The sequence below is a fragment of the Cellulosimicrobium cellulans genome (assembly GCF_006539945.1).
Classification (GTDB): domain Bacteria; phylum Actinomycetota; class Actinomycetes; order Actinomycetales; family Cellulomonadaceae; genus Cellulosimicrobium; species Cellulosimicrobium cellulans.
In genome coordinates this window covers 1-25,429 of sequence record NZ_BJNZ01000022.1, presented here as the reverse complement: position 1 = coordinate 25,429, position 25,429 = coordinate 1, and the positions used below count along the sequence as shown (strand labels likewise).

Here is a 25,429-nt window from a genome sequence, read left to right as displayed (position 1 = left end):
CCGCGGTCCGCGGACCGCGGTCCTACTCGAGCACGAACGTGATCTCGAGGACGACCTGCCAGGTCGTGATGCGACCGTCGACGATGTCGACCTTCTGCTCCTTGACCCACGCGCCCGAGACGTTGCGCAGCGTGCTCGCCGCGCGCTCGACGCCGATCTTGACGGCGTCCTCGAAGCTCGTGTCCGACCGCGCGCTGATGTGCGTGATCCGTGCCACCGTGCCGCTCATGCCGGGCTCCCCCGTCCGGGGCGGGCGCACCGACGCGCCCGCGCACCCGTCGAGCATCCCGCCGCCCGTGCGCCTTCGCCACCGGGAGGGGTCCGGTCGCGTCCGTCGTCCTCCGGCACCACCGCCACGACGGCGGGCGCGTGGCGCGCGACCGTGCCTACGCTGGCGGTGGAGGTGGTCGCATGCGCCCGGCAGGCCCGCCCGACGGCAGCAGCCGTCACGGGCACGACGACGACGCCGTCGCCGCCGCGATGCGCGCGGTCGACCGCCGCGCGTTCCTCCCCCGGGCGCAACGCCGCTGGGCCGGTCAGGACCGCCCGCTCGCGATCGGGCACGGCCAGACGAACTCGCAGCCGTCGACCGTCGCCGCGATGCTGCGGCTGCTCGACGTCGCCCCCGGCCACCGGGTCCTCGACGTCGGCGCCGGCTCCGGGTGGACGACGGCGCTCCTCGCCGTGCTCGTCGGGCCGTCGGGCGGCGTGCTCGGGCTCGAGCGCGACCCCGACCTCGCCGCGTGGGGCGCCGCGAACCTCGCGACGGCGCACGCCTCCTGGGCGCGGCTGGAGCCCGCGCGGCGCGGCGTCCTGGGCACACCGGGCGAGCGCTACGACCGGGTCCTCGTCTCCGCGGCGGCCGACGCGCTCCCCCGGGCCCTCGTGGACCAGCTCGCGCCGGACGGCCGGATGGTGGTCCCGGTCCGGCACACGATGCTGCTCGTCGAGGCCGACCCGGACGCACCCGACGGCACCCGGGTGAGCGAGCACGGGTCCTACTCGTTCGTCCCCCTCGTCGAGGACCCGCCGGGCCCCTCGGGTCCGGCGGCCGGCTGAGCCCGCCACGGCGCCACGGGCAGGTGCGCCCGGCACCGCGCCTCGTAGCTCTCGGCGCCGCCGACGTGCGCGGCGGCGGGGACCAGCGGGTCACGCAGCGCGAAGTCGGCCGTCACCTCCGGAGCCACGCGCACGTGGAACGCCGCGTCCTCCCCGCACACCGCGCACACGGCGGTGAGCTTGTCGACCCGCTCGGCAAGCGCCGCGAGCGTCGGCAGGGGCTCGAACGGCCGCGCGTCGAACGTCACGTCGAGGCCCGCGACGACCACCACGAGCCCGTCGTCCGCGAGGCGCTGCACGACGTCGACGAGGTCGGGACCGAAGAAGTGGGCCTCGTCGACCGCGACGAGGTCGAGCGGGCCGCCGTCGTGCACCAGCCGCGCGAGGTCGGCCGCGTCGCGCGCGGTCCGCGACGGGATCGCGAGACCCGAGTGCGAGCTCACCGTGCCCGTGCCGCGCCGCGTGTCGAGGACGTGCCCGACCACCTCGACACGGCGCCCCGCGACCTCGGCGCGTCGGACCCGCCGCAGCAGCTCCTCGGTCTTGCCCGCGAACATCGGGCCGCACACCACCTCGACCCGGCCGCCCGCGCGGGGCGAAGGGTCCGCGAGACGCGCGGCGCCGCTCATGCGAGCAGTGAACCACCGGACCCCGGCGGCGCGCGACGCGGGGCCGGTGCGCCGGTCAGTGGTGCCGGGCCGGGCCGTTCGACGACGGGCGGACGGGGAGCGGCTTGGGCTCCCCCGCCGGGCCGAGCACCGACACGCGGTCGGGCGCGCCCGGGCGCGCGACGTCCCGACGGCTGAGGAGCGTGGTCCCGGTGGGCGCCGAGCCCTCCGCGTCGGACGGACGCGCCGCGGGCTCCGAGCTCGTTGCCGTCCCGGCCTCGCCGTCCCGCGGAGCAGCAGGCGCGGGAGCAGCGGGAGTCGCGGAGCCGGGGTCCGGCTCGGGACGCTCGGCCTCGCGCGCCGGCTCCGCGGCCGGCACGACCGTCGACGCCCCGGCGAGACCGGCGAGACCCGCACCGCCGATGCCCGGCACGGAGCGCACGAGCGGGAGCTCGCGCGTGCCGGTCCCCCGGACGCGGACCTCGTCGCCGCGCGTGGGCGCCGGGTCCTCTTCGGCGTCTCGCTCGCCCGTCGGCGCGGCCGGTGCCGGCGGCGTGGCCGCCTCGCGCCGCGTGGGCGCGGGAGGCGCGGCGTCGGCCGGACGCGGGCGCCGGGTGTCGAGCGCCGGGTCCGCGGGCAGGACGCCGCGGTTGAGCTCGCCGTAGGGCACGTGGACCGATGGGGCGACCCGGCGGGTCGCCTCCACGACGGCGCGCTGGTCGTCGAAGAAGATGTGCGGGCGCAGCACCTCGAGGACGCCGTCCTTGTCCACCCCGCCGAGGAAGAACGCGTCGTCGACGGTGACACCCCACGACGACAGCGTCGCGACCGCGCGCTCGTGCGCGGGGGCCGAGCGCGCCGTGACGAGCGAGACGTGCACGCGCGGCCGGTACGACGGGTCGGACGCGTTCCGCTCGCGCTCGACGACCTGCACCCGGTGGATGCCGACGAGCAGCTCGCGCAGCGGGCCGCGCCCGAGCGGCACGTCGGCGTTGAGCGCCTCGTGCTCGCGGAACGAGACGAGGCCGCCGTCCTGGAAGCGGCGCTCGGACGAGTCGTCCGCGAGCACGCCGTCGAAGTCGAACGCGATGCGCAGCTCGTCGCCGGCCTCGTCCGCGAACGTCGGGTCGAGCACGTACCCGGCGGGCAGGCCGAGGTCGACCGCGTCGCGCACGGAGCGCTCGTCGGCGGACAGGAACAGGTCCACGTGCAGCGGGCGGATGAACTCGTGCGGGCTGCGGCCCTGGCGGAAGACGGCGCGCGTGATGTCGAGCTCGTGGTGGCGGATCGAGCGCATGACCCTCAGGCCCGTCTCGGGCGAGTTGCGCGACATGACGATGACCTCGACGAGCGGGTCGTCGGCCGACGGCGCCAGGTCGTTCAGCGCGAGCAGACGGCGCACGAACCCGAAGGCGACGCCCGGGGCCAGCGCGTCGTCGCGGTGACGCTCCTGGAAGTCGCGGTACGCCGCCTCCCCCTGCGTGCGGAACACGCGGTCGGACTCGGTGAGGTCGAACAGTGCGGACGAGGCGACGCCGATGACGAGGCGGCCCGAGAGGTCGTAACCCATGGGCGCATGATGCCAGGTGGAGGCGACGAGGACGAAGACGGTCGCGCACCGGTCAGGGCCCGGCGGCGTGCACAGGCACGCCACCGGGCGCGGTGACCGTCACTCCTCGCCGGGCTCCGCGTGGGCGTCGTCGCCGACGACCGGCGCGGGATCCGCACCGTCGTGCTCGTGCTCGTGCTCGTGGGCGTGCGCCGCGGCCGCGGCGATCGTCGCGAGCGTGGCCTTCACGGCCTCGCGCGCCTCGGACGAGACCTCCGGCAGGACCGGGACGGCCGCCTGCGGGAGCGTGATCGCCGTGTCCTTGCCGGCGCCGGCAGTGGCGGTGCCGCGCTTGCGGCGCGACCGCGAGCGCCCGGCCTCGGCCGGCTCCTCCGCGGCCGCCGGGGCGCCGCTCCCGCCGTTGCCGCCGTGGTCGTGGCCCCCGCGACCGTTGCCGCCCGACTTCTCGATCGGGTCGGTGTGCACGATGAAGCCGCGCCCGTGGCAGTGCTCGCACGTCTCGCTGAACGCCTCGACCAGGCCCTGACCGACGCGCTTGCGCGTCATCTGCACGAGCCCGAGCGACGTGACCTCGGCGACCTGGTGCTTGGTCCGGTCACGCCCCAGGCACTCGACGAGGCGACGCAGCACGAGGTCGCGGTTGGACTCGAGCACCATGTCGATGAAGTCGATGACGATGATGCCGCCGATGTCGCGCAGCCTGAGCTGGCGGACGATCTCCTCGGCCGCCTCCAGGTTGTTGCGCGTCACCGTCTCCTCGAGCGTGCCGCCCGAGCCGGTGAACTTGCCCGTGTTGACGTCGACGACGGTCATCGCCTCGGTGCGGTCGATGACGAGCGAGCCGCCCGAGGGCAGCCAGACCTTGCGGTCCATGCCCTTGGCGAGCTGCTCGTCGACGCGGTGCACGGTGAAGACGTCCTGCGTGCCCGTCCACTTGGAGACGCGCTCGCGCAGGTCCGGGGCGAGCTCCTCGACGTACGAGGAGATCTCGCTCCACGCCCCGTCGCCCTCGACGACGAGCGAGCTGAAGTCGTCGTTGAAGATGTCGCGGACCACGCGGATCGCGAGGTCGGGCTCACCCTGGAGCAGCGCCGGCGCCGAGGCGCTCTTCGACTTCTTCTCGATGGCCTCCCACTGCCCGCGCAGCCGCTCGACGTCCGCGCGCAGCTCCTCCTCGCTCGCGCCCTCGGCGGCGGTGCGCACGATGACGCCCGCGCCGTCGGGCACGACCTCCTTGAGGATCTTCTTGAGGCGGTTGCGCTCGGTGTCGGGGAGCTTGCGGCTGATGCCCGTCATGCCCCCGCCGGGCACGAACACGAGGTAGCGGCCCGCGAGCGTGATCTGCGACGTGAGGCGCGCGCCCTTGTGCCCGATCGGGTCCTTGGTCACCTGCACGAGCACGGAGTCGCCCGACTTGAGCGCCTGCTCGATCCGGCGCGGCTGGCCCTCGAGCCCCGCCGCGTCCCAGTTCACCTCGCCCGCGTACAGCACGGCGTTGCGGCCCTTGCCGACGTCGATGAACGCGGCCTCCATGCTCGGCAGCACGTTCTGGACCCGGCCCAGGTAGACGTTGCCCGCCATGGACGCCTGCGACTGCTGGGAGACGTAGTGCTCGACGAGCACGCCGTCCTCGAGCACGGCGATCTGCGTGCGGCCCGCGCGCTCGCGCACGACCATCGACCGCTCGACCGCCTCACGGCGCGCGAGGAACTCCGCCTCGGTGATGATCTGGCGGCGACGACCGGCGTCCCGCCCTTCGCGGCGACGCTGGCGCTTCGCCTCGAGACGCGTCGAGCCCTTGAGCGCCGTGACCTCGTCGGCCAGGCTGCGCTCGCGCGGCCGCGAACGGGTCGAGGAGCTGTCGCCGCTCTCACCCCGCCCACCGCGGCGGCGGCGACGCCGACGGCGGCTGCCCGCCTCGTCCTCGCCGGGCTCGGCGTCGGCAGCCTCGTGCTCGGGCTCGTCGGCCTCGGCGGTCGCGCCGGCGTCGGCCGGCTCGTCACCCTCGGCGGGGGTCTCGTCGTTCTCGTCCTGCTCACGACCCGTGTCCGGGCGACCACGGCGACCACGGCCACCACGGCGACGGCGGCGGCGGGGACCGGACTCCGCGTCGTCGGACGCGGCCTGGTCCTCGGTGGCGTCGGGCTCGGCCTCCTCCAGCTCGGCGAAGTCCTCCGGCCCGAACGCGTCGTCGGGGAGCTCGATCCCCTCGGCGACGAGCTCCGACTCGATGGCCTCGATCTCCTCGACCGCGGCGGCGTCCTCGCCCGTGAGGGCGACCTCGACCGTCACGTCCTGGGTGCGCTCGGACGCCACCGGGACAGCCGCGGACTCCTTCGGAGCCCGCTCGCGCTGCTCGGCGACAGGGGTCGCCTGGGCCACGGGGGCCGGCTCGACGTGGCGCGGCGGACCGGCCGGGCTCTGGGCCCGGCGGGGACGACGCGGCGCGGCCGCGGGGTCGGGCGCCTGGAAGAGCAGGGCGGTCGTCGCGAGCCGCGGCGTGCTCGTGCCCGCGCCGGTGGCTGCGGGCGACACGGGCGCCTCCGGTGCGGCCGCGGGCGCAGGAGCGTCGCCCGACGTCGCCTCGGCCGCCTGCTGCGGCTCGGCCGGCTCCTCGGCGGAGACGGTCTTCGAGGTGGCGCGGCGCGAGCGGCGCGCGGGCTTCTTCGGCGTCTCCTCGGAGGCCGGCGCGTCCGGCTCGACGAGCGGCGCGGTGGCCTCGGCCACGGCGGGCACGGCGTCGTCGGCCGTCGTGACCGGAGCCTGCGCGTCAGCGACCTTCGCGGTCGGGGCCTTCGTGGTCGGGGCGCCGGCTGCGGAGGTCGCGCGGCGCGAGCGGCGCGCGGGCTTCTTCTCCGCGGGAGCCTCGGTCACGGCCTGCGCAGGCTCGGTCGGCCCGGCTGACTCCACCTCGGGCGCCGCAGGCGCGGCGACGTCCTCGACCGGGGCCGCCTTGCGCGACGTCCGGGTGCGCTTGGCCTTGCGCGGCGCGTCGGACGCGCCGAGCAGTGCGTCGGCGTCCGGGCCGGTGGCCGCGGGCGCCGCCTGCTCCACGGCGGGGGCCGCGCTCAGCCCGAACTCCGAGAGCACGTCGAGCGGGGCGTCGGTCGCGGCGGTCTCGGGCTTCTTCGCGCCACCCTGGGTGCGGCGCGTGGTGCGGCCACGGCCCTTCGGAGCGGTGGTCTCCGGCGCACGCTCGGCCTCGGCGGACGTCGGGACGTCGGAGGACACCGGGGTCGCGGAGGACGCCGCGTCGGCGGCGGGGGCCGCGGTGGAACCGGCGGCGGGCGTCGCGAGGGCGTCGGCGGCAGGCTCGACGGACGCGGACGTCGCACGGGTCGCGCGGCGCGATCGGCGCGCAGGCTTCTTCTCGGCCGTGTCGGCAGTCGTCGTCTCGGCGACCGGCGCCGGGTCGGCGGGTGCCGTGGGCGCGTCGGCGGGGACGGGCGCGCCGTCTGCCGGTGCGGCCGGCGCCTGGGGCGGCGCCGCGCTGCGGGTGGCGCGGCGGCGGGCGGGCTTGCGCCCTGTGGTCGGGCCCTCGGCCCGGTCGTGGGTCGCGGCGGCGTCCGCCGTCGACTCAGAGGGGGTGCTGTCGGAGGTGCTGTCGAGCGTCACGCGTCGTGCTCCTGCTGCCACAGGGACCGCCCCGCACCGTGCGGCCCCTCGGGGCGGTCGGTCGTCGCTCAGGACGAGCGCACCGGAGCGCGTCGTCCGGCGACGGAAGTCGTCGGCCACGGCCGCGGTCCGCGTGCGCGGCGCGGGCGCCTGCCACCGGGCCCTTCGCCCCGGTCGGCGCTCCGACTGCCGCGGTCCGCTGGTGCCGCGATCTCGTGCTCGTCGGGAGGGCGATGCGGAGCCCACCCGGCTCCGCCCAGTATCGCACAGGGGCGCGTACGAACTCGGGCGACACGCACCGGCCGCCGGGGCGGCGGTCCCGTCCGCTCGGGACCAAGGTCCCGAGCGCTTGTGAACATAGTCACAAGCGGCGTGTTTTCAGCACTTCGCGTCATCTCCCGCCCTGCCGATGGGGCAGATTGGGCCTAGCGTCAGAGAAGGGTGGCCCTCCCCCGGGCCGTCCTGACCGGCGTCGTAGCTCAGCACCTCCCCCTGAAGCCCGCCGACCCGTCGGCCCCCCGAGGAGCGCACGTGGAAGCCCTGGATCTCGCCCGGTGGCAGTTCGCCATCACGACCGTCTACCACTTCATCTTCGTCCCGCTGACGATCGGCCTGGCGCCCCTCGTCGCGATCATGCAGACGGCCTGGGTGCGCACCGGCAACGAACGGTGGCTGCGCCTGACCAAGTTCTTCGGCAAGCTCCTGCTCATCAACTTCGCCCTCGGCGTCGTGACGGGCATCGTGCAGGAGTTCCAGTTCGGCATGAACTGGAGCGAGTACTCGCGCTTCGTCGGCGACGTGTTCGGCGCCCCGCTCGCCATGGAGGCGCTCGCCGCGTTCTTCATCGAGTCGACGTTCCTCGGGCTGTGGATCTTCGGCTGGGACCGTCTCAACAAGAAGGTGCACCTCGCGTGCATCTGGGCCGTGGCGATCGCGACGAACCTGTCCGCGTTCTTCATCCTCGCCGCGAACTCGTGGATGCAGCACCCCGTCGGCGCGATCTTCAACCCCGAGACCGGCCGCGCCGAGATGAACGACATCGGCGCCGTCCTCACGAACAACACCCTCTGGGCCGCGTTCCCGCACCAGATCACGGCGACCTTCCTCACCGCGGGCACGTTCGTCACGGGCGTCGCCGCGTGGTGGATGGTCCGCCTCGTGCGCACCCGCAAGGCGGAGAACGTCGAGCTCGCGCGCGACGTCTACCGCCCGGCCGTCACGCTCGGCGTCATCGCCATGCTCGTCGGCGGGATCGGCGTCGCCGTCTCCGGCGACATCCAGGGCAAGATCATGTACGAGCAGCAGCCCGGCAAGATGTCCTCGGCCGAGGCGCTGTGCCAGGGGCAGGAGGGCGCCGCGTTCTCCATCCTCACGATCGGCGACCTGTCGAACTCGTGCGAGAACGTCACGCACCTCATCGAGATCCCCGGCCTCGCGTCGTACCTCGGCACGGGCCACTTCTCCGGGCCCGAGAGCTACCTGCCGGGCGTCGAGGACGTCCAGGAGCAGATGACCGAGCGCTACGGCGACGTCACCGCGGCCGGCGACCCCGTCACGTACACGCCGAACCTCGCGATGACGTACTGGTCCTTCCGGCTCATGATCGGCATGGCCGCCGGCTCCGTGCTCCTCGCGCTGATGGCGCTGTGGCTCACCCGCAAGGGCCGCGTCACCGACAACGTGTGGTTCGCGCGCGTCGGCCTCATCGCCATCCCCATGCCGTTCCTCGCGAACTCGTTCGGCTGGATCTTCACCGAGATGGGCCGCCAACCCTGGGTCGTCGCCCCGAACCCCACGGGCATCGACCAGATCCGCCTGCTCACCGAGCGGGGCGTGTCCACCGTGGTGAGCCCCGGCGTCGTCCTGACGTCGATGATCGTCTTCACGCTCCTGTACGGCGCGCTCGCCGCCGTCTGGTTCACGCTCATGCGCCGCTACGCGATCGAGGGGGTGCCGCTGGTGGTGCACGACGAGTCGCCCGAGGCGCAGGAGCCGCCCGACGACGGCACCGAGGCCGCAGACCGACCGCTGTCCTTCGCGTACTGACGCGCCCGGACCCGTCCAGAATCTCAGGAGAACGCCACCGTGGATCTCGCCGTCGTCTGGTTCGTGCTCATCGCGGTCCTGTGGACCGGCTACCTCGTGCTCGAGGGCTTCGACTTCGGGGTCGGCATGCTGCTGTCGATCCTCCCCCGCGGCGACAAGGAGCACCGCGAGAAGGAACGCCGCGTCCTCATCAACACCATCGGCCCGGTCTGGGACGGGAACGAGGTCTGGCTGCTCACCGCGGGCGGCGCGACGTTCGCCGCGTTCCCCGAGTGGTACGCGACCCTCTTCTCCGGCTTCTACCTGCCGCTCCTGCTCATCCTCGTCGCACTCATCGTGCGCGGTGTCGCGTTCGAGTACCGCGGCAAGATCCGCGACGAGGGCTGGGCGCGCCGCTGCGACGTCGCGATCCAGGTCGGGTCGTGGGTGCCCGCCGTGCTGTGGGGCGTCGCGTTCGCGAACCTCGCGCGGGGCGTGCAGCTCGACGCCGACCACCAGTTCGTCGGCGGGTTCTTCTCGCTCCTGTCGCCGTTCGCGCTCCTCGGCGGCCTCGTCACGCTGAGCCTGTTCCTGCTGCACGGCTCGGTCTTCGTCGCCCTGAAGACCGACGGCGAGATCCGCGCCCGCGCGCGCCAGCACGCCTCCGTGCTCGGCGTCGTGGCGCTCGTGCTCGCGGGCGGGTGGGCCGTGTGGGCCCAGGTCGCGTACTCCGTGCCCTGGACGTGGGCAGCCGTCGTGCTCGCCGCCGGCGGACTCGTGGCCGCGCTCGTCGCCAACCGCCGCGGCGCCGAGGGCTGGGCGTTCACCGCCTCCGCGGTGACGATCGTCGCGGCCGTCGTGCTCATCTTCGGCTCGATGTACCCCGACGTCATGCCCGCCGTCGACCCGGCGAACTCGCTGACGATCCACAACGCGTCGTCCACCGACTACACGCTGACCGTGATGACGTGGGTCGCGGTGATCCTCACGCCGCTCGTCATCGCCTACCAGTCGTGGACCTACTGGGTGTTCCGCCGCCGCCTCTCCACCAAGGACATCCCCGCGCCCGCCGGGCTCTCGCTCAAGAAGGTCCGCGAGGCGGCGTTCGGCGGGGCGTCCTCGGGCGGCTCGGCCGGACGCAGCCTCGGGACCGGCGGGTCGGGCGACGCGTGAAGCCGCTCGACCCGCGGCTCCTGCGCCACGCGCGGGCCGCGCGGGGGTACGTCGTCCTGACGGCGGTGCTGGGGTTCGCCACGGCGGCCCTGGTCGTCGCCCAGGCGGTCGTCCTCGCGTCGGTCCTCGCGCCGGCGATCCAGGGGACGGCCGACCTGGCCGACCTCGGGCCGCGGGTCGGGCTGCTCGCCGGGGTCGTCGCGGCCCGGGCGGCGACGTCCTGGGCGCAGGAGCGGTTCGCGCTGCGCGCCGCGACCCGGACCGTGGCCGAGCTGCGCGAGCAGGTCGTCACGCACGCCGTGGCCCTCGGTCCGCGGTGGCTCGCGTCCGGGCGCGGCCCCGAGGTCGCCACGCTCGCGACGCGCGGGCTCGACGCCCTCGAGCCGTACATGGTGCGGTACCTGCCCCAGCTCCTGCTGGCGGCGACGGTCACGCCCGCGACGCTCGCCGTCGTCCTCGGGCTCGACTGGGTCTCGGCCGTCGTCATCGCCGTGACGATCCCGCTCGTGCCGCTCTTCATGGTGCTGGTCGGGCGGCTCACCGCCGGGACGTCGGAGCGGCGCCTCGTCGTCATGCAGCGGCTCGGCGCGCAGGTGCTCGACCTGCTCGCCGGGCTGCCGACCCTCCTCGCGTTCGGCCGCGCGCGCGGCCCGGAGCAGCGCGTGCGCGCGCTCGGCGACGCGAACCGGCGCGCGACCATGGGTACGCTGCGCGTCGCGTTCCTCTCCGGCATGGTCCTCGAGCTCCTCACGACGCTGTCGGTGGCGGTCGTCGCGGTGGGCGTCGGGCTGCGCCTCGTGCACGGCGGCATGGAGCTCGAGCCCGCCCTCGCGGTGCTCGTGCTCGCGCCCGAGGTCTACCTGCCGCTGCGCCAGGTCGGGCTGCACTTCCACGCGTCCACCGACGGCATCGCGGCCGCGGAGCAGGCGTTCGCGGTCCTCGACGAGGAGGCTCCCGAGCCCGGGAGGACCCCCGCGCCCGCGCTCTCCGGCACCACGCTGGCCCTGCACGGCATGAGCGTCCGAGCGGGCGACCGCGACGCGCTCGCGCCCGCCGACCTCGACCTCGAGCTCCGGCTCGGGACGTCGGGCCGCGTCGTGGCCCTCACCGGTCCCAGCGGGGCGGGCAAGACCACGACGGCGCTCGTCCTCCTCGGCCTCGTCCGCCCCGACCGGGGCACGGTCACCCTGACCGTTCCGGGTGCCGAGCCGCTCGACCTCGCCGACGTCGACCCCGCGACGTACTGGCCCCAGGTGGCCTGGCTCCCCCAGCGCCCGGTGCTCGCCCCGGGCCGGCTGCGCGACGTCGTCGCCGGCGGCCTGCCCGTGAGCGACGCCGACCTCGACCGCGCCGCGCGCACCGCCGGCCTCGACACCGTGCTCGCGACGCTGCCCGGCGGGTGGGACACCGCGGTGGGGCGCGGCGGCGTCGGCCTGAGCGTGGGCCAGCGCCAGCGCGTCGCGCTCGCCGCAGCCCTGCTCGGCGACCCTGCCGACGTCCCGCTCGTCGTGCTCGACGAGCCGACCGCCCACCTCGACGCGCGCGGCGAGCAGGTGGTGCTCGACGCCGTGCGCACGTTCCGCGACCAGGGCCGGACGGTCGTCGTCGTCGCCCACCGCGCCTCGCTCGTCCGCGCCGCCGACGACGTCGTCGGCGTCCGCTCGACGACGCTCGACGACCGGCCGGCCCCCGCGGACGGCGGGCCCGAGGGCACGGTCGGGCTCGCCCCCGTCGCCGCGCCCGTCGAAGGGAGGCACCCGTGACCGGCACCCGTGACCGCCTCGCGAACGACCCGCTGTGGCGCGCCGTCGGGCTGCTCGACGTGCGCTGGCGCCGCGTCGTGTGGGCCGTCGTGCTCGGCACGCTGTCGCTCGGGAGCGCCGTCGGCCTCGCGGCCGTCGCCGCGTGGCTCATCGCGCGCGCCTCGCAGATGCCGCCCGTCCTCACGCTCTCCGTCGCGGTCGTCGGCGTCCGCGCCTTCGGCATCTCGCGCGGCGTCTTCCGCTACCTCGAACGCCTCGCCTCGCACGACGTCGCGCTGCGCGGCATGGCCGCCCTGCGCGCCAACCTCTACACCGCGCTGGCGGAGGGGTCGCCGGGTGCGCTCGTCGGGCTGCGACGTGGCGACCTGCTCGCCCGGGTCGGCGCGGACGTCGACGCGGTGGGCGACGTCGTCGTGCGTGCGCTCGTCCCCGCCGGCGTCGCGCTGGCGATCTCCGTGGGATCCGTGGCGCTCGTCGGGGCGTTCCTGCCCGCCGCGGGCGTCGCCCTCGCGCTGTGCCTGCTCCTCGCGGCCGTCCTCGCGCCGTGGCTCTCCGCGCGGTCGGCGCGCGAGGTCGAGGCGCGCGGCGCGACGACGCGCGCGGCGATGACCGCGACGACGCTCGAGATCCTCGAGCAGTCCGGCCCGCTCGCCGTCTCCGGTCGTCTCGACTCGCGCCTCGACGACCTGCGCGCGACGGACCGCGCCCTCGCACGCGTGACCGACGACGGTGCCCGCCCCGCCGGGGTCGCGGCGGGGATCGCCGCGCTCGCGGTCGGCCTCGCGGTGCTCGCGTCGCTCGTGCTCGGCATCCCTGCGGTGACGGCCGGGACGCTCGCGCCCGTGGAGCTGTCGGTCATCGTGCTCACGCCGCTCGCGGTGTTCGAGGCCGCGAACGCCCTGCCCGCCGCCGCCGTCCAGCTCCACCGCTCGCGCCAGGCCGCGGCGCGCGTCGTCGGGCTCCTCGACGGCTCCGCGACGCGCGCCACCACGACGGCACGCACCGCGGACGCTTCCGTCCCCGGTCCGGCGGAGCCGTCGCCCACCGAGCAGGCGTCGCTCGCGCTCGACGACGTCGCGGCGGGCTGGCCGGGCACGGCGCGGGTCGTCGTGGCGGGCGTGGACCTCGACCTGCGCCCCGGGCGCGCGATCGCGGTCGTCGGACCGTCCGGGGTCGGCAAGACGACGCTGCTCGCGACCGCCGCCGGGCTCGTCCCCGCGCTCGCGGGCCGGGTGACGCTCGACGGGACCGACATGAGCGCCCTCCCCCGCGAGGCCGCTGCACGCGGCGTCGTGCTCGTCGCCGAGGACGCGCACGTGTTCGACACGACGGTGCTGGAGAACCTGCGCGTCGCGCGAGGCGACGTCACGGCCGAGGAGGCCGCGGCGACGCTGCACGACGTCGGCCTGGACGCCTGGCTCGCCGCGCTGCCGGACGGCGTCGAGACGCTGCTCGGCCCGGACGCCACGACGGTGTCCGGGGGCGAGCGCCGTCGTCTGCTCGTCGCGCGGGCGTTGCTGTCACCGGCGCCGCTGCTGCTGCTCGACGAGCCGGCCGAGCACCTCGACGCGGCCGGCGCCGACGCGCTCGTGCGGCACCTCGTCGCGACGACCCGCGCGTCAGCCGGTGACGGCCGGCGCGGCGTTGTCCTCGCGACGCACCGGCTCAGCGCGCTCGAGGCCGTCGACGAGGTGCTGCTCCTCGGTGTCCCCGACGGTGCGCCGGACGACGCTCCGGCGCGGGTCGTCGCGCGCGGGACGCACGCCGAGCTGCTCGGGCTCCCCGCCTACCGGTGGGCGCTCGACCAGGAGGCGCCGGCCCACCGCTGATCGCGGGGTCAGCCCTCGCCGAGGCGTGCGCAGGCTCGTGACGCGCACGGAGACCGCCATCGTCGGCGCGGCGCGCAGGCTCGCGACCGACGACGTGATCATGTAGAAGCTCAGGTGGGAGGGCCAGGCGGCACCCGGAGGGCACCACGGCTCGGTGATACGTTCGCGAGGCGGCCCGCCCCGCGCCGGGCGGGCCGCGACCGCGACCGCGACGGACGACCCCGGGAGCAGCGTTGAAGATCCTCGTGCCCAGCACCATCGCCCTCGACGTGCGCGGCGGCCCGGGCGACGACGTCGTCGGCTACGACGCCGCGGCGCCGCTGCGTCCCGAGGACGCCGACGCCGAGGTCCTCGTGGCGTGGGCGAACACCCCCGCGAACCTCGCGGACGCCGCCGCGCGGCTCACCCGCCTGCGCTGGGTCCAGACGCTCGCAGCGGGCCCGGACGCGGTGCTGGCCGCCGGGTTCGGGCCCGAGGTGACGATCACGTCGGGCCGGTCCCTGCACGACGGCCCGGTCGCCGAGCACGCGCTCGCGCTCGTCCTCGCGGCGGTGCGGCGGCTCGACGTGCTCGGGGAGGCGCAGCGCGAGCACCGGTGGGACACCGCCGTGAACCGGGCGCAGGCCGACCCCGCGACCGCCGCGCGCTACACGCTCGACGGCGCACGCGTGACGGTCTGGGGGTTCGGCTCGATCGCGGAGCGCCTCGCACCGCTGCTCGCCGCCCTGGGCGCCGAGGTGACGGGCGTCGCGAGCCGCCGTGGCGAGCGCCACGGCTTCCGCGTCGTGAGGGACGACGACCTCCGGGACGTCCTCGCGACGACCGACGTGCTCGTCTCCCTGCTCCCCGCCCTCGACGCGACCCGGCACGCGTTCGACGCCGCCCGGATCGACCAGCTCCCCGACCACGCGGTCTTCGTCAACGTCGGGCGCGGCGCCACGGTCGACGAGGGGGCCCTCGTCACGGCGCTGCGCGACGGCCGTCTGGGCGGGGCCGCACTGGACGTCACCGAGACCGAGCCGCTGCCCCCGGAGTCACCCCTGTGGGGCGCCCCGCGACTGATCCTCACACCGCACGTCGCGGGCAACCGCCCCCAGCGCGCGTCGGACCTCGTGAACGCCAACCTCGACGCGCTCCGCGCCGGGCGCGCGCTGCGCAACGTCGTCGGGCGCTGATCGCGTGGTCCGCCGACCGCGAGCGGCAGGCCGGCGGCAGCACGCCGTCGTCGTTTCAGGACGAGCCGGCAGGACGATGGTCCACGCGGAGCGACTCCATCCGCGTCGACCATGTCGCGGGCAGCTCGTACGCCAGCTCGCGGGCGACCCCGACCCTCTCCGGGTCCGCGGGACGGTGGGTCGCACCCCAGTTCCCGATCGTCGCCAGCACGGGGACGAGGTCCACGCCGCTCTCGGTGAGGCTGTAGACGGCCTTCTGCTTGTGCGTCGGGTCGTCCGAGCGGGTGAGGACCCCGGCGTCGACGAGGCGGTCGAGCCGGTCGGCGAGGATGCTGCTCGTGATCCGCTCCTCGGACCCGCGGAGGAGCTCTCGGAAGTGGCGACGGCCGGAGAAGACGATGTCGCGCAGGATGAGCAGCGTCCACCGATCACCGAAGAGCTCGATGGCGAGGTTGATCGGGCAGCCGGACCGTCCGGTCGTCGCCACGGCTCAGCCCTGTTCCCGGTCGTAGTGGCGGATCTCCTCGTCGAGCAGGTCGACCGTGGCGTCGAGGGCGGAGACCATCGGCCAGTGGCCGCCGGGAAGATGCCTCCGCCGCCATCCGCGGGCCGACCTCACCGCAGACGGTGCCTCGCTCCACGCCTCGTCGGGATCGCCGGTCCGGCCCAGGGCGACGTAGGTCGAGGGCTGCTCGCCCACCGGGCTCGACAGCGTCGCCGGGTCGAGGACGGTCCGGCCGGGGTGGGGGGTGAACGCGGCGGCGAGGACGTCTCTGTCACGCGGCGCGAGCTCGGTCTCGTGGTCGAGCATCCCCCGGGTCGGGGCGGCCCAGAGGCCGCCCGCAGCGTCGATCTCGGCGCGCTCCCGCGCGCGCTCGTCGTCCGAGTCGCCCCAGTCGTCGAGCAGCGACCGCCCGGAGGTCGGCACGAACGCGCCGACGTGGACGAGGCCGAGCACCTGACCGCCGAGCCGGTCGGCGGCACACGCGGTGACCATGCCGGAGTAGGAGTGCGAGACGAGGACGACAGGCCGCGAGCCCGCCTCCGCGACGTGCTCGACGATCTGACGGACGTGGTCGTCGAGGCCGACGGCGGCGATGTCTGTGTCGGCGTCGCCGGGCTGCAGGCCCCGCAGGGTGATCGCCTCGGCGTCGATGCCCCGGCCGCGCAGGCGCGCTGCGGTCGGCTCCCAGACCCACCCTCCCATCCATGCTCCCGGCACCAGGACGGCCTTCGCTGTCGACGTGGACATGGACCCCTCCAACCGATCGTGTTTGACGAGCAGTCTCACCGTAGGCGGAACTGATCGCGAAACGCAAGCAGTGGGGGTGGGTGCAGCCCGAGGCGTGCGCTCACGGGGCACGGGGCACGGGGCGCCGAGGACGACGTGCCGCGCACGCCCGGGTCAGCGTGCTCGCCGGGGCGCGCGTTGGCACCGCGGGCAGAAGTGCGACGACCGGTTCATGAACTCCTCACGGCGCACCGGCGTCCCGCAGCGCGGGCACGGCTCGCCCTCCTGCCCGTAGACCGCGAGCGAGCGCGAGAAGTACCCGGACCGCCCGTTCACGTTGACGTAGAGGGTGTCGAAGCTCGTGCCGCCCTGCGCGAGCGCCTCGGTCATCACCTCGGTGGCCGCGTCGAGCAGGCGGTGCACCTCAGGGCGCCGCAGCGTGTCGGTGGCGCGCGCGTAGTGCAGGCGGGCGCGCCACAGCGCCTCGTCGGCGTAGATGTTGCCGACCCCGGACACGACCGTCTGGTCGAGCAGCGCGCGCTTGACCCCCGTCCGCCGACGGCGGATCGCGTCGACGACGTCGTCGCGCCGGAGCGCCGGGTCGAGCAGGTCGCGGCCGATGTGCGCGACGGGACCGGGCACGGCCGCGAGGTCCGAGCCGAGTCCGCCGGGTGCACCGTCGGGCGTCGGGACGAGGTCCTGGACGGACAGGTGCCCGAACGTGCGCTGGTCGACGAAGTCGAGCGCGAGCGCGCCCGCCGGGCCGGCGCCGTCGGGCTCGAGCACGAGCCGCACGCGCAGGTGGGGCGACCGCTCGCCGAGGCCCGGCCCCGAGCGCACGAGGAGCTGGCCCGACATCCCGAGGTGCGCGAGCAGCGCGGCCGCGGGGCCGCCGTCGGGTTCGTGCGTCGACCCGGCCGGGACCAGCGGGAGCCAGAGGAACTTGCCGCGGCGCACCGCCGCGTCGAGGCGCTGGCCGAGGAGCTGGTCCCGGAAGTCCGCGGGGCCGCCGTCGTGGCGCCGCACGCTGTAGTCGCGCAGCACCTCGACGTCGACGACCCGGGCGCCCAGCACGTGGCGGGCGAGACCGTCGCGGACGGTCTCGACCTCGGGCAGCTCAGGCACCCGCGTCCTCGGCCGTCCTCGCCGTCGCGTGCTCGTCGGACGGCTGCGACTGCGCCCGCTCGGTCGCCAGGGCTCGGTAGGCGCGCTCGGCGGCCTCCTGCTCGGCGTACTTCTTCGCGGTCCCGCTGCCGGTCCCGTAGAGCCGGCCGTCGAGGTGGACGTACGAGGTGAAGACGCGCGCGTGGTCCGGCCCGACGGCGTCGCTCGAGTAGGAGGGCGCGCTCAGCCCCGAGGCTGCGGCCGCCTCCTGGAGCGACGTCTTCCAGTCGAGCCCCGCGCCGAGCCCCGCGGCGGCGGACAGCGTCGGCTCGACGAGCCGGAGCACGAGGCCGCGTGCAGGCTCGAGCCCGTGGCTCAGGTAGACCGCGCCGATGATCGCCTCGACCGTGTCGGACAGGATCGAGTCCTTGTCGTTGCCGCGCGTGCGGATCTCGCCCTTGCCGAGCAGCACGTACTGCCCCAGGCCGAGCCGGCGCGCGATCGCGGCGAGCGACTTCTGCGAGACGGTCGCGGCCCGCATCTTGGCGAGCTCGCCCTCGGACAGGTCGGGGTGGCGGCGGTAGAGGGTCTCCGTGACGACGAGGCCCAGGACCGTGTCACCGAGGAACTCGAGACGCTCGTTCGTGGGGATGCCGCCGTTCTCGTGCGCGAACGACCGGTGCGTGAGCGCAAGCACGAGAAGCTCGGGGTCCAGATGGACCCCGAGCTTCTCGAGAAGACCGGATGCCGGTGCAGCCGGTGCCACGCGCCTCAGCCTGCGTGCTCGGTGCGCAGCGCCTCGGCGTACTGGCGGCCCTTGTAGGTACCGCACGTCGGGCACGCCGCGTGCGACAGCTTGTCGCCCTTGCACTGCGGGCAGGTGGTGAGGTTCGCGGCGGTCGTCTTCCACTGCGAACGACGCGCACGGGTGTTGCTGCGCGACATCTTGCGCTTCGGAACAGCCACGGCTAGCTCTCTTTCGTCTCGTCGGACACGTTCGAGGTGTCGAACATGCTCTCCAGCGCCGACCACCGAGGGTCGACAAGTTCGTGCGTGTGCCCCGGGTCGTCCGCCAGACGCGCCCCGCACTCGGAGCACAGCCCCGGGCAGTCCGCTCGGCACACCGGACTGAATGGTAGTGCAGTGACGACCGAATCCCGTAGCGCGGGCTCGATGTCCGCGAGGTCGCCGTCGAGGTCGTAGACGTCCTCGGCGTCCTCCAGGTCGTCGCCCGACTCCTGGGCGGCCTTCGCGCGCTCGGGGTAGGCGAAGAGCTCCCCGAGCTCGACCGTGACGTCCTCGCGGACCGTGTCGAGGCAGCGCACGCACTCCCCGACCGCGTGGCCCGACACCGTGCCCGAGACGAGCACGCCCTCCATGACCGCCTCGAGACGCAGGTCGAGCTCGAGCTCGCTGCCCTCGGGGATGCCGATCACGGCGGTCCCGAGGTCGGCCGGCGCAGGCACGGCCCGGCGGACCGTCAGCATGCTCCCGGGTCGCCGACCGAGCTCGTGCGTGTCGAGCACGAGCGGCGACGTCTTCTCGGCGGTGATGGCGGACTCCAGGATCGCCAGGCCGCGGGCGTGGGCGCCCGCGGACGGATGGTCAACGATGGTCGGGGGCCGACGGCCGCTCGACGGCGACTGCCAGGCACAGGCCGACGCGTGACGCGCCGAGCCAAACATCGATCTTACGTCACGCGACGGCCCGGCCGCCACCTGCCTCCCGTGCCGACGAGCCGGGACCCGGCGTCGGGCTGACGGCGTCCCGCGGCTCGGGCGCGGCCCGCGAACCTCAGCGCCCGGCGCGCTCGCGCATCGTCGCCGGGAACGGCGACTCCTCCGGCTCGCCGACCCGGTCACCGAGGCGGTCCGCGAGCTTCGCGCGCCCGCCCTGGACCTGCGCGAGCAGCTTGCCGAGATCCACCTCGAAGTCGGCGAGCCTGCGGTCGCAGTAGTCGTCGGCGTCGCGCCGGAGCGCGGCCGCCGCCTCGTCGGCCTCGTCGACGATCTCCCGGGCCCGCGACTCCGCCTGGACCACGACCTGCTCCGCCTGCACGAGCTCGATCGCGCGCGCCCGCGCCGTCGTGAGGATCTCCTCCGCCTGGCGGTGCGCGTCCTCGAGCACGGCGTCCGCCTGGGCCAGCACCTCGTCGGCGTGCGCGAGCTGCTCGGGCAGCGCGCCGCGCAGCTCGTCCACGAGCGCGAGCGCGTCGCCCTTGTGCACCAGCACCGACGCGGACATGGGCATCGCGCGCGCCGACTCCACGAGGTGCGCGAGGTCGTCGAGGATCGCGTTGAGCCCGACCTGCGCCTCCTCCGTCGCGCGGTCGTCGTGCGTCACCCGTCGGTCCTGCTGCTCGCTCACGTACCCTGTCCTTCCCGTCGTGCTCACCTGCTGCTCCCCTGCACCCGTGCCAGCGCCGCACGGACGGCGTCCCCGACCCCCGGGGGGACCAGGTCGTCGACCGGGCCCCCGTAGCGCGCGATGTCCTTCACGAGCGACGACGCGACGTGCAGGAGCGCGGAGTCGCCCGCGACGAACACGGTCTCGACGCCGGCCAGGTGCCGGTTCATGAGCGCCATCGGCAGCTCTGCGTCGAAGTCCGCGCCACCGCGCAGGCCCTTGACCACGGCGCCCGCGCCGATCTCCCGGCAGAAGTCCACCAGGAGCCCCGGCACGACCTCCACGCGGACACCCTCGAGACCGGCGTCGGCGACCGCCGCACGGGCCAGCGCGACCCGCTCGTCGACGCTCAGCAGCGCCGACTTCGACGCGTTCCGCGCGACGCCGACGACGACCTCGTCGAAGAGCGCGCGGGCACGTCGGACGATGTCGAGGTGGCCCAGGGTGATCGGGTCGAACGACCCGGGACAGACGGCTGTGGTCACCTCGTCACGGTAGTACACGCGGCCGCGCGGACCCCGGCGGCGCGACCGGGCGGGCGCGGATCGGCGTCGCGCGCGACGATGGTCCGCGTGACCGCTCCCGAGGAACCCGCCGTCGTCCCGCTCACGACGCCCGAGCTCGTGCGCTCGCTCCACCGCGACGTGCTCGCGCCGTCGTTCCCGCCCGCCGAGCTCGTGGACGTCGACGAGCTCCTCGACCACCACGAGAGCGGACGCCTGCGCTGCCTCGGGGTCGTGGAGGACGGCCGTGCCGTCGCCGGGGTCGTCGGCGAGTGGTTCTCCGACGCACGCGTCCTCCTCGTCCTCTACCTCGCCATCGCGCCCGGCCGGCGCGGCGGCGGGGTCGGCGGGCGGCTCCTGGCCGCGGCCCTCGCCGACTGGCGCACCCTGGACCCGCTCCTCGTCGTCGGGGAGGTCGAGCACCCCGCGCACCACGTCGGCAGCGAGGCGCACGGCGACCCCGTCGCGCGGCTGCGGTTCTACGGGCGCCTCGGCGCCCGCGTCCTCGCGCTCCCCTACTTCCAGCCCGGCGACGGCCCCGGCGGCGAGCGCGTGCCCGCGCTCCTGCTCGTGTCGTTCCCCCTCGGGCCGGACGCGGCCGACGACGTCCCGGCCGCGCCGCTGCGCGCGTTCCTCGCGGAGAACCTCCGCGCGAGCGAGGGCACGCTGGCCGACGACGCCGCGACCCGCCGCCTGCTCGGCGCCGCGAGCGGTGACCGCGTCACGCTCGTCGACCCGGCAGATCCCGCCGCCCTCGCGACCGTCCCCGTCGGTCTCCTCCCCCCGGACGAGGCGCACGCACCCCTGGCCTGACGGCAGCGTCCGGCTCCACCCCGGCGGCGCGAGGCCCTCCGGCCGGTGGCGGGCTACGTCTCGTCGGGGAGCTCGGGGCCGACGAAGTACACCGTCGTCTCGCCGTAGTCCTTGCGCGCGACGACCTCCCAGCCCGTCGGCCAGGTCGGCTCGGGCGTGCGCGTCGAGCGCTCGACGACGACGACGGCGGCCGGGTCGAGGACGCCGGGCGCCGCGAGGTGGGCCAGCACGCGCTCCAGCGCCTCGGCGGTGACGTCGTACGGCGGGTCGACGAGCACGAGGTGGTAAGGGCCGTGTCCCGCACGCCCGGAGGTCGCTGCCCCGGACGCCGCCCCGACGGCCGTCCGCTCCGTCGCCATGGCGGCGGCCACGCCCGCGACGAACGCCTCGGCGGGTTGCGCGACGACGCGCACGTTCGACAGGCCGAGGGCCGCGACGTTGCGACGGGCGACGTCGGCGGCGACCCGGGCGGAGTCGACGAGCGTCACGTCGGCGGCGCCGCGGCTCGCGGCCTCCAGGCCGAGCGCGCCCGAGCCCGCGTAGAGGTCGAGGACGTGCGCGTCGTCGACCACGCCCAGGTGCTCGAGACGGGAGAAGATCGCCTCGCGGACACGCTCGCTCGTCGGCCGCGTCCCGCGCGGCGGGACCTGCAGCGTGCGTCCCCCTACCGTTCCCGCCACGATCCTCGTCACGCGCCCAGCCTAGACACGCCGCACCGGGTTCGACGCACGACGCCGTGGTACGGGGTCGCGACGGACCACGCCATGGTGCGAGGTCACGACACCCGGCGCAGCGGCCGGTGCGGACGATGCCGCACGCTCATGCGCGCTCGAGGAACTCCTCGCGCTCGGGATCGAGCTGGTCGCGGATCGCGTCGGCGAGCGCGGGGTGGTCGGTCAGGTCGGGGTCGTCCGCGACGACGGCGGCCGCGTCGTTGCGCGCGGTCTCGATGACGTCCGCGTCCTTGACCACGCGCAGGAGCCGCAGCGAGCTCGCCCGCCCCGACTGCGCGGCGCCGAGGACGTCGCCCTCGCTGCGCAGCTCGAGGTCGACGGTCGCGAGCTCGAACCCGTCGGTCGTGCGGGCCAGCGTCTCGACGCGTGTCGCGGCGGGTGTGCCCGGCTGCGCCGTCGAGACGAGCAGGCACAGCCCGGCCGCGGACCCGCGCCCGACGCGCCCGCGGAGCTGGTGGAGCTGGGAGATGCCGAACCGGTCCGCGTCGAGAACCACCATGACCGTGGCCTCGGGGACGTCGACGCCGACCTCGACGACCGTCGTCGAGACGAGCACCTGGACGGCGCCTGACGCGAAGTCGGCCATCACCGCGTCCTTGTCCGCCGGGGCCATCTGTCCGTGCAGCACCCCGACCACGAGCCCCGCGAGGCGCGGGTGCGCGCGCAGCTCCTCGGCGACCTCGAGCACGGCCCGCAAGGGTGCGCGGTCCGACGCGTCCGGGACGTCGGGGTCGAGGAGGAAGTCGGGCACCTCGTCGAAGTCGTCGGTCCCCTTCGACGGCCCGTCCGCGTCCGGCTCGTCCGGGTGGATGCGCGCGCACACCACGTACGCACGATGCCCGGCGTCGACCTCCTCGCGCACGCGCGCCCAGGTGCGCTCCATCCACGCCTCGTTGCCGGCGGGCACGACGTGGGTCGTGATGCCGGCGCGCCCGGCCGGGATCTCCGTGAGCGACGAGGTCTCGAGGTCGCCGAACACCGTCATCGCGACGGTGCGCGGGATCGGGGTGGCGGTCATGACGAGGAGGTGCGGGGCCGTCCGCGCCTTGGCCCGCAGCGCGTCGCGCTGCTCGACGCCGAACCGGTGCTGCTCGTCCACGACGACGAGGCCGAGGTCGGCGAACTGCACGTTCTGGGACAGCAGCGCGTGCGTGCCGACGACGATCCCCGCCGCGCCGCTCGCGGCGTCGAGCAGCGCCTCCTTGCGCGCCGCGGCGCCGAGCGACCCGGTGAGGAGCGCGACGCGCGTCCCGTGCTCCGCGCCGCCGAGGAAGCCGCCCTCCGCGAGCGGCCCGAGCAGCGCGCGCAGGGTGCGCGCGTGCTGCGCGGCGAGCACCTCGGTCGGGGCGAGGAGCGCCGCCTGCCCGCCGGCGTCGATCACCTGGAGCATGGCGCGCAGCGCGACGACCGTCTTGCCGGAGCCCACCTCGCCCTGCAGGAGCCGCTGCATGGGCCGCGCGAGCGCGAGGTCCGTCGCGATCTCCTCCCCGACCTCACGCTGACCCGTCGTCAGCGTGAACGGGAGGGCGGCGTCGAAGTCGGCAAGGACGCTCGGCTCCCCCGGTCCGCGGGGAGGGCGGGCCGTCGCCGGCTCGGCCGCGGCCCGGGCCCGGCGCTGGGCGAGCGCCGCCTGGAGGACGAACGCCTCCTCGTACCGCAGCCGGTCGCGCCCGCGCCGCCACTGCTTCTCGTCGTAGGGCTCGTGCACGTCGCGCAGCGCCTCGAACCGCGTCCCGAGCCCGTGCCGCTCGCGGACGGCGCCCGGGAGCGGGTCCGGGACGTCCTCCTCGCGCAGGGGGTCGAGCACGGTGCGCACCGCGGGCTGGATCTTCCAGCTCGGGATGCTCGCGCTCGCGGGGTAGATCGGGATGGGCCGGCTCGCCTCGAGCACGGCGCTCTCCGCGTCCTCGGCGTCGTCGTCCACCCCGATGATCTTGTAGTCCGGGTGCGTGAGCTGGCGCGTGCCGCGGTACAGCCCGACCACTCCCGTGAAGAGCCCGTGCCGCCCCGGGGCGAGCCGCTGCTCGTGGTAGCGCAGGACGTTGGGGCTCTTGGCGAAGAACGTGAGCGAGAGCTGCTGCGGGCCGTCGGTCACGATCGCCTCGAGGATCGCGCCCGCACGGTTGCGCATGCGCCGGACCGTCGCGCTGCGGACCTGCGCGACGATCGTCACGTGCTCGCCGAGGGCGAGGCCGCCGAGGTCGGTGAGGCGCCCCGGGTCCCCGTAGCGTCGCGGGTAGTGCCGCAGGAGGTCTCCCACGGTCTCGAGGCCCAGCTTCGCGAGCGGGCCCGCGCTGCGCGTGCCGACCGCGCGGGTCAGCGGCTCGGCCAGGCGGTCGCTCATCGCTCGGTCCCCACGGTGACCTCGATGTCGTCGGCCGCGGCGTCCGGCCCCTCGACGGCGAGCGTGACGACGCCGCCGTCGCGCCCCGAGCGCAGGAGCACGACCTCGGCGCCGTCCCCGGTCGCGTGCGCCGCGAGCGCGTCGAGGGCCACGCCCGGCACGTCGTCGTCGGCGAGCACCGTGACGAGCGCCCCGAGGGGATCCCGGAGCGGTCCGAGCAGGTCCGTCAACCGCTGCGCCAGCGCCGGGGCCGGCACGCCCGCGGTGTCGAGGCGAGCCCACCGTGCCGCGTCGAGCGCCGACCGGGCCGCCTCCAGCCGCTGCGCGGCACCGGGTTCCACGAGCTGCGCGGCGGCGAGCGCCACCGCGACGTGCAGGTCGGTCCCGGCGGGCAGCACCTCGAGCGTCTCGACCCCGTCGTCGCGCAGGGTCGCGCGCAGGGACTCGACGTCGTCCTCCCGCAGGTCCGCGCCGGGCAGGAGCGCGACGTGCGACGCGCGTGCGTCGACCGCGACGCGGTGCAGGGCGGTCAGGTCGAGGGGGCCGGGAGCCTCTCGCAGCAGCACGACGGCGCCCGCCCGGGCGAGGTCCGCGACGAGCGCGGGCGCCGTGGTCACCGCGACCGTCCCGGGGGCGTCGGCGACGGCGGACGCACCGGTCCGGGCGTCGTGCGCCTCGTCGGCAGCGGCGTCCGGGGCGTGGCCCGGATCGTGGGGCCCCGGGAGGTGGCGGACACGCACCTGGCGCAGTGCGACGTCGGCCCCCGCCGAGGACGGCGAGCCGACCTCGTGGCCGTCCCGCGCGGACCGCAGGGTCGCGAGCGAGGCTCGCCCGACGGCGACCGCGGCCATCGGGTCGTCGGTGTGGACGTGCGCCTGCCAGAGGCCCGAGCCGTCGTCGCCCCGCCCGCCCACCACGACGACGGAGTCGCCGATCCGCGCGAGCTCCGCGCGGAGCAGCTCGGCAGGGTCCTCGACGGCCATGCCGGCAGGGTGCTCCGCACCGCCCACCGGGACGTCGACCACGTACATCACCTCGAACTCGCCCCCCTCGTGCCCGGCCCCCGGCCCGGTGCCCGCCTCCCCGGGCGAGCCCGGCACCGGCACCATGCCGGCCATCATGCCGAGCACCTCCGACACGCCCGCTCCCGCGGGCCCGGCGTCGCCGTGCGCGCCGGGCGCGGGACCCGGGGCGGGCGCGGCGGCCGAGGGGTCGTCGTCCCCCGCCACGCGGGCGTCGAGCGCCGCGACGAGCGCGCCGAGGACCAGCACGAGGCCGAGGGCTCCGGCGTCCAGGACCTGTGCCCGGGCGAGCACGTCGAGCTCGCCGGTGCTGCGCAGCGCCGCGGCACGCGCCGCGTCCCGGGCCGCGGCCGCGACCACCGCGGGCGCGGAGGCACCGGGCCCCTCCGACGCGGTCGCCGCGGCACGCGCCGCGGCGTCGGCCGCCGTGAGGATCGTGCCGGGTGCGGGGCGGG

General features: G+C 75.7%; 22 protein-coding genes. 7 read left to right on the top strand and 15 right to left on the bottom strand.

The window, feature by feature from the left end; translation table 11 throughout:
• Positions 1 to 22 precede the first annotated feature (22 nt).
• A complete protein-coding gene (locus CCE02nite_RS15055) occupies positions 23 to 229 on the bottom strand; it encodes a dodecin family protein (protein WP_047234741.1) in 207 nt (68 codons plus the stop codon).
• Between the two features lie 182 nt (positions 230 to 411).
• On the opposite strand from CCE02nite_RS15055, the gene CCE02nite_RS15050 reads away from it, so the two are divergent.
• On the top strand, positions 412 to 1,059 hold the full coding sequence (locus CCE02nite_RS15050) for a protein-L-isoaspartate O-methyltransferase family protein (RefSeq protein ID WP_141390427.1): 648 nt from the start codon (positions 412 to 414) through the stop codon (positions 1,057 to 1,059).
• Here the strand turns inward: CCE02nite_RS15050 and CCE02nite_RS15045 are convergent.
• The 3 genes from CCE02nite_RS15045 to CCE02nite_RS15035 form a co-directional block, all read right to left on the bottom strand.
• Positions 999 to 1,688, bottom strand: a complete 690-nt coding sequence (locus tag CCE02nite_RS15045) for a thymidine kinase (RefSeq protein WP_141390426.1) — start codon at positions 1,686 to 1,688, stop codon at positions 999 to 1,001. The genes CCE02nite_RS15050 and CCE02nite_RS15045 overlap by 61 nt on opposite strands.
• A 55-nt stretch (positions 1,689 to 1,743) precedes the next feature.
• Positions 1,744 to 3,237, bottom strand: coding sequence for a 5'-nucleotidase (locus CCE02nite_RS15040; protein WP_141390424.1), 1,494 nt, complete (start codon positions 3,235 to 3,237; stop codon positions 1,744 to 1,746).
• Between the two features lie 99 nt (positions 3,238 to 3,336).
• Positions 3,337 to 6,852 (bottom strand): ribonuclease E/G, encoded by a 3,516-nt coding sequence (locus tag CCE02nite_RS15035; protein WP_174774921.1) that lies wholly within the window; start codon positions 6,850 to 6,852, stop codon positions 3,337 to 3,339.
• Between the two features lie 531 nt (positions 6,853 to 7,383).
• Between CCE02nite_RS15035 and CCE02nite_RS15030 the strand changes: the two genes are divergently transcribed.
• The 5 genes from CCE02nite_RS15030 to CCE02nite_RS15010 all read left to right on the top strand — a co-directional run bounded on the left by CCE02nite_RS15030 (position 7,384) and on the right by CCE02nite_RS15010 (position 14,817).
• Positions 7,384 to 8,898 (top strand): cytochrome ubiquinol oxidase subunit I, encoded by a 1,515-nt coding sequence (locus tag CCE02nite_RS15030; protein WP_141390423.1) that lies wholly within the window; start codon positions 7,384 to 7,386, stop codon positions 8,896 to 8,898.
• A gap of 39 nt (positions 8,899 to 8,937) precedes the next feature.
• Positions 8,938 to 10,050: a cytochrome d ubiquinol oxidase subunit II gene (gene cydB, locus CCE02nite_RS15025; protein WP_141390422.1), complete on the top strand. Its 1,113-nt coding sequence runs from the start codon at positions 8,938 to 8,940 to the stop codon at positions 10,048 to 10,050.
• Entirely contained in the window at positions 10,047 to 11,813 is a 1,767-nt protein-coding gene (cydD, locus tag CCE02nite_RS15020) for a thiol reductant ABC exporter subunit CydD (RefSeq protein WP_141390420.1), read from the top strand. The genes cydB and cydD overlap by 4 nt, the downstream gene beginning before the upstream one ends.
• The gene (gene cydC / locus CCE02nite_RS15015; protein WP_141390418.1) at positions 11,810 to 13,642 is read left to right on the top strand and encodes a thiol reductant ABC exporter subunit CydC; all 1,833 of its coding nucleotides are present in this window, start codon (positions 11,810 to 11,812) and stop codon (positions 13,640 to 13,642) included. The genes cydD and cydC overlap by 4 nt, the downstream gene beginning before the upstream one ends.
• A gap of 233 nt (positions 13,643 to 13,875) precedes the next feature.
• On the top strand, positions 13,876 to 14,817 hold the full coding sequence (locus CCE02nite_RS15010) for an NAD(P)-dependent oxidoreductase (protein WP_141390417.1): 942 nt from the start codon (positions 13,876 to 13,878) through the stop codon (positions 14,815 to 14,817).
• Positions 14,818 to 14,872: 55 nt separating this feature from the next.
• Here CCE02nite_RS15010 and CCE02nite_RS15005 read toward each other — a convergent pair whose 3' ends face one another.
• The 8 genes from CCE02nite_RS15005 to coaD form a co-directional block, all read right to left on the bottom strand.
• Positions 14,873 to 15,304, bottom strand: coding sequence for a winged helix-turn-helix transcriptional regulator (locus CCE02nite_RS15005; protein WP_141390416.1), 432 nt, complete (start codon positions 15,302 to 15,304; stop codon positions 14,873 to 14,875).
• A 3-nt stretch (positions 15,305 to 15,307) separates the two neighbouring features.
• Positions 15,308 to 16,069, bottom strand: a complete 762-nt coding sequence (locus CCE02nite_RS15000) for an alpha/beta fold hydrolase (protein ID WP_141390415.1) — start codon at positions 16,067 to 16,069, stop codon at positions 15,308 to 15,310.
• 153 nt (positions 16,070 to 16,222) lie between these two features.
• Complete coding sequence (gene mutM, locus CCE02nite_RS14995) at positions 16,223 to 17,173, bottom strand: bifunctional DNA-formamidopyrimidine glycosylase/DNA-(apurinic or apyrimidinic site) lyase (protein WP_141390414.1); 951 nt, start codon at positions 17,171 to 17,173, stop codon at positions 16,223 to 16,225.
• Positions 17,166 to 17,918 (bottom strand): ribonuclease III, encoded by a 753-nt coding sequence (gene rnc, locus CCE02nite_RS14990; RefSeq protein ID WP_255318889.1) that lies wholly within the window; start codon positions 17,916 to 17,918, stop codon positions 17,166 to 17,168. Before rnc ends, mutM begins: the two co-directional genes overlap by 8 nt.
• Positions 17,919 to 17,923: 5 nt before the next feature.
• Positions 17,924 to 18,118, bottom strand: coding sequence for a 50S ribosomal protein L32 (gene rpmF, locus CCE02nite_RS14985; RefSeq protein ID WP_021482203.1), 195 nt, complete (start codon positions 18,116 to 18,118; stop codon positions 17,924 to 17,926).
• A gap of 2 nt (positions 18,119 to 18,120) precedes the next feature.
• Positions 18,121 to 18,678 carry a YceD family protein gene (locus CCE02nite_RS14980; protein ID WP_255318888.1) on the bottom strand — a complete coding sequence of 186 codons (558 nt, stop codon included), beginning with the start codon at positions 18,676 to 18,678 and terminating at the stop codon, positions 18,121 to 18,123.
• A 268-nt stretch (positions 18,679 to 18,946) separates the two neighbouring features.
• Positions 18,947 to 19,519, bottom strand: a complete 573-nt coding sequence (locus CCE02nite_RS14975; RefSeq protein WP_255318887.1) for a hypothetical protein — start codon at positions 19,517 to 19,519, stop codon at positions 18,947 to 18,949.
• 23 nt (positions 19,520 to 19,542) lie between these two features.
• On the bottom strand, positions 19,543 to 20,043 hold the full coding sequence (gene coaD, locus CCE02nite_RS14970) for a pantetheine-phosphate adenylyltransferase (protein ID WP_141390412.1): 501 nt from the start codon (positions 20,041 to 20,043) through the stop codon (positions 19,543 to 19,545).
• A gap of 87 nt (positions 20,044 to 20,130) precedes the next feature.
• Between coaD and CCE02nite_RS14965 the strand changes: the two genes are divergently transcribed.
• Positions 20,131 to 20,874, top strand: coding sequence for a GNAT family N-acetyltransferase (locus CCE02nite_RS14965; protein ID WP_141390411.1), 744 nt, complete (start codon positions 20,131 to 20,133; stop codon positions 20,872 to 20,874).
• A 53-nt stretch (positions 20,875 to 20,927) separates the two neighbouring features.
• On the opposite strand, the gene rsmD is transcribed toward CCE02nite_RS14965, so the two are convergent.
• The 3 genes from rsmD to CCE02nite_RS14950 form a co-directional block, all read right to left on the bottom strand.
• The gene (gene rsmD / locus CCE02nite_RS14960) at positions 20,928 to 21,566 is read right to left on the bottom strand and encodes a 16S rRNA (guanine(966)-N(2))-methyltransferase RsmD (protein WP_141390410.1); all 639 of its coding nucleotides are present in this window, start codon (positions 21,564 to 21,566) and stop codon (positions 20,928 to 20,930) included.
• Positions 21,567 to 21,693: 127 nt separating this feature from the next.
• On the bottom strand, positions 21,694 to 23,952 hold the full coding sequence (locus tag CCE02nite_RS14955; RefSeq protein ID WP_141390409.1) for an ATP-dependent DNA helicase RecG: 2,259 nt from the start codon (positions 23,950 to 23,952) through the stop codon (positions 21,694 to 21,696).
• On the bottom strand, positions 23,949 to 25,429 hold a 1,481-nt coding region (locus tag CCE02nite_RS14950; RefSeq protein WP_141390408.1), incomplete at its 5' end, for a fatty acid kinase subunit FakA-related protein. The genes CCE02nite_RS14950 and CCE02nite_RS14955, both read right to left, overlap by 4 nt.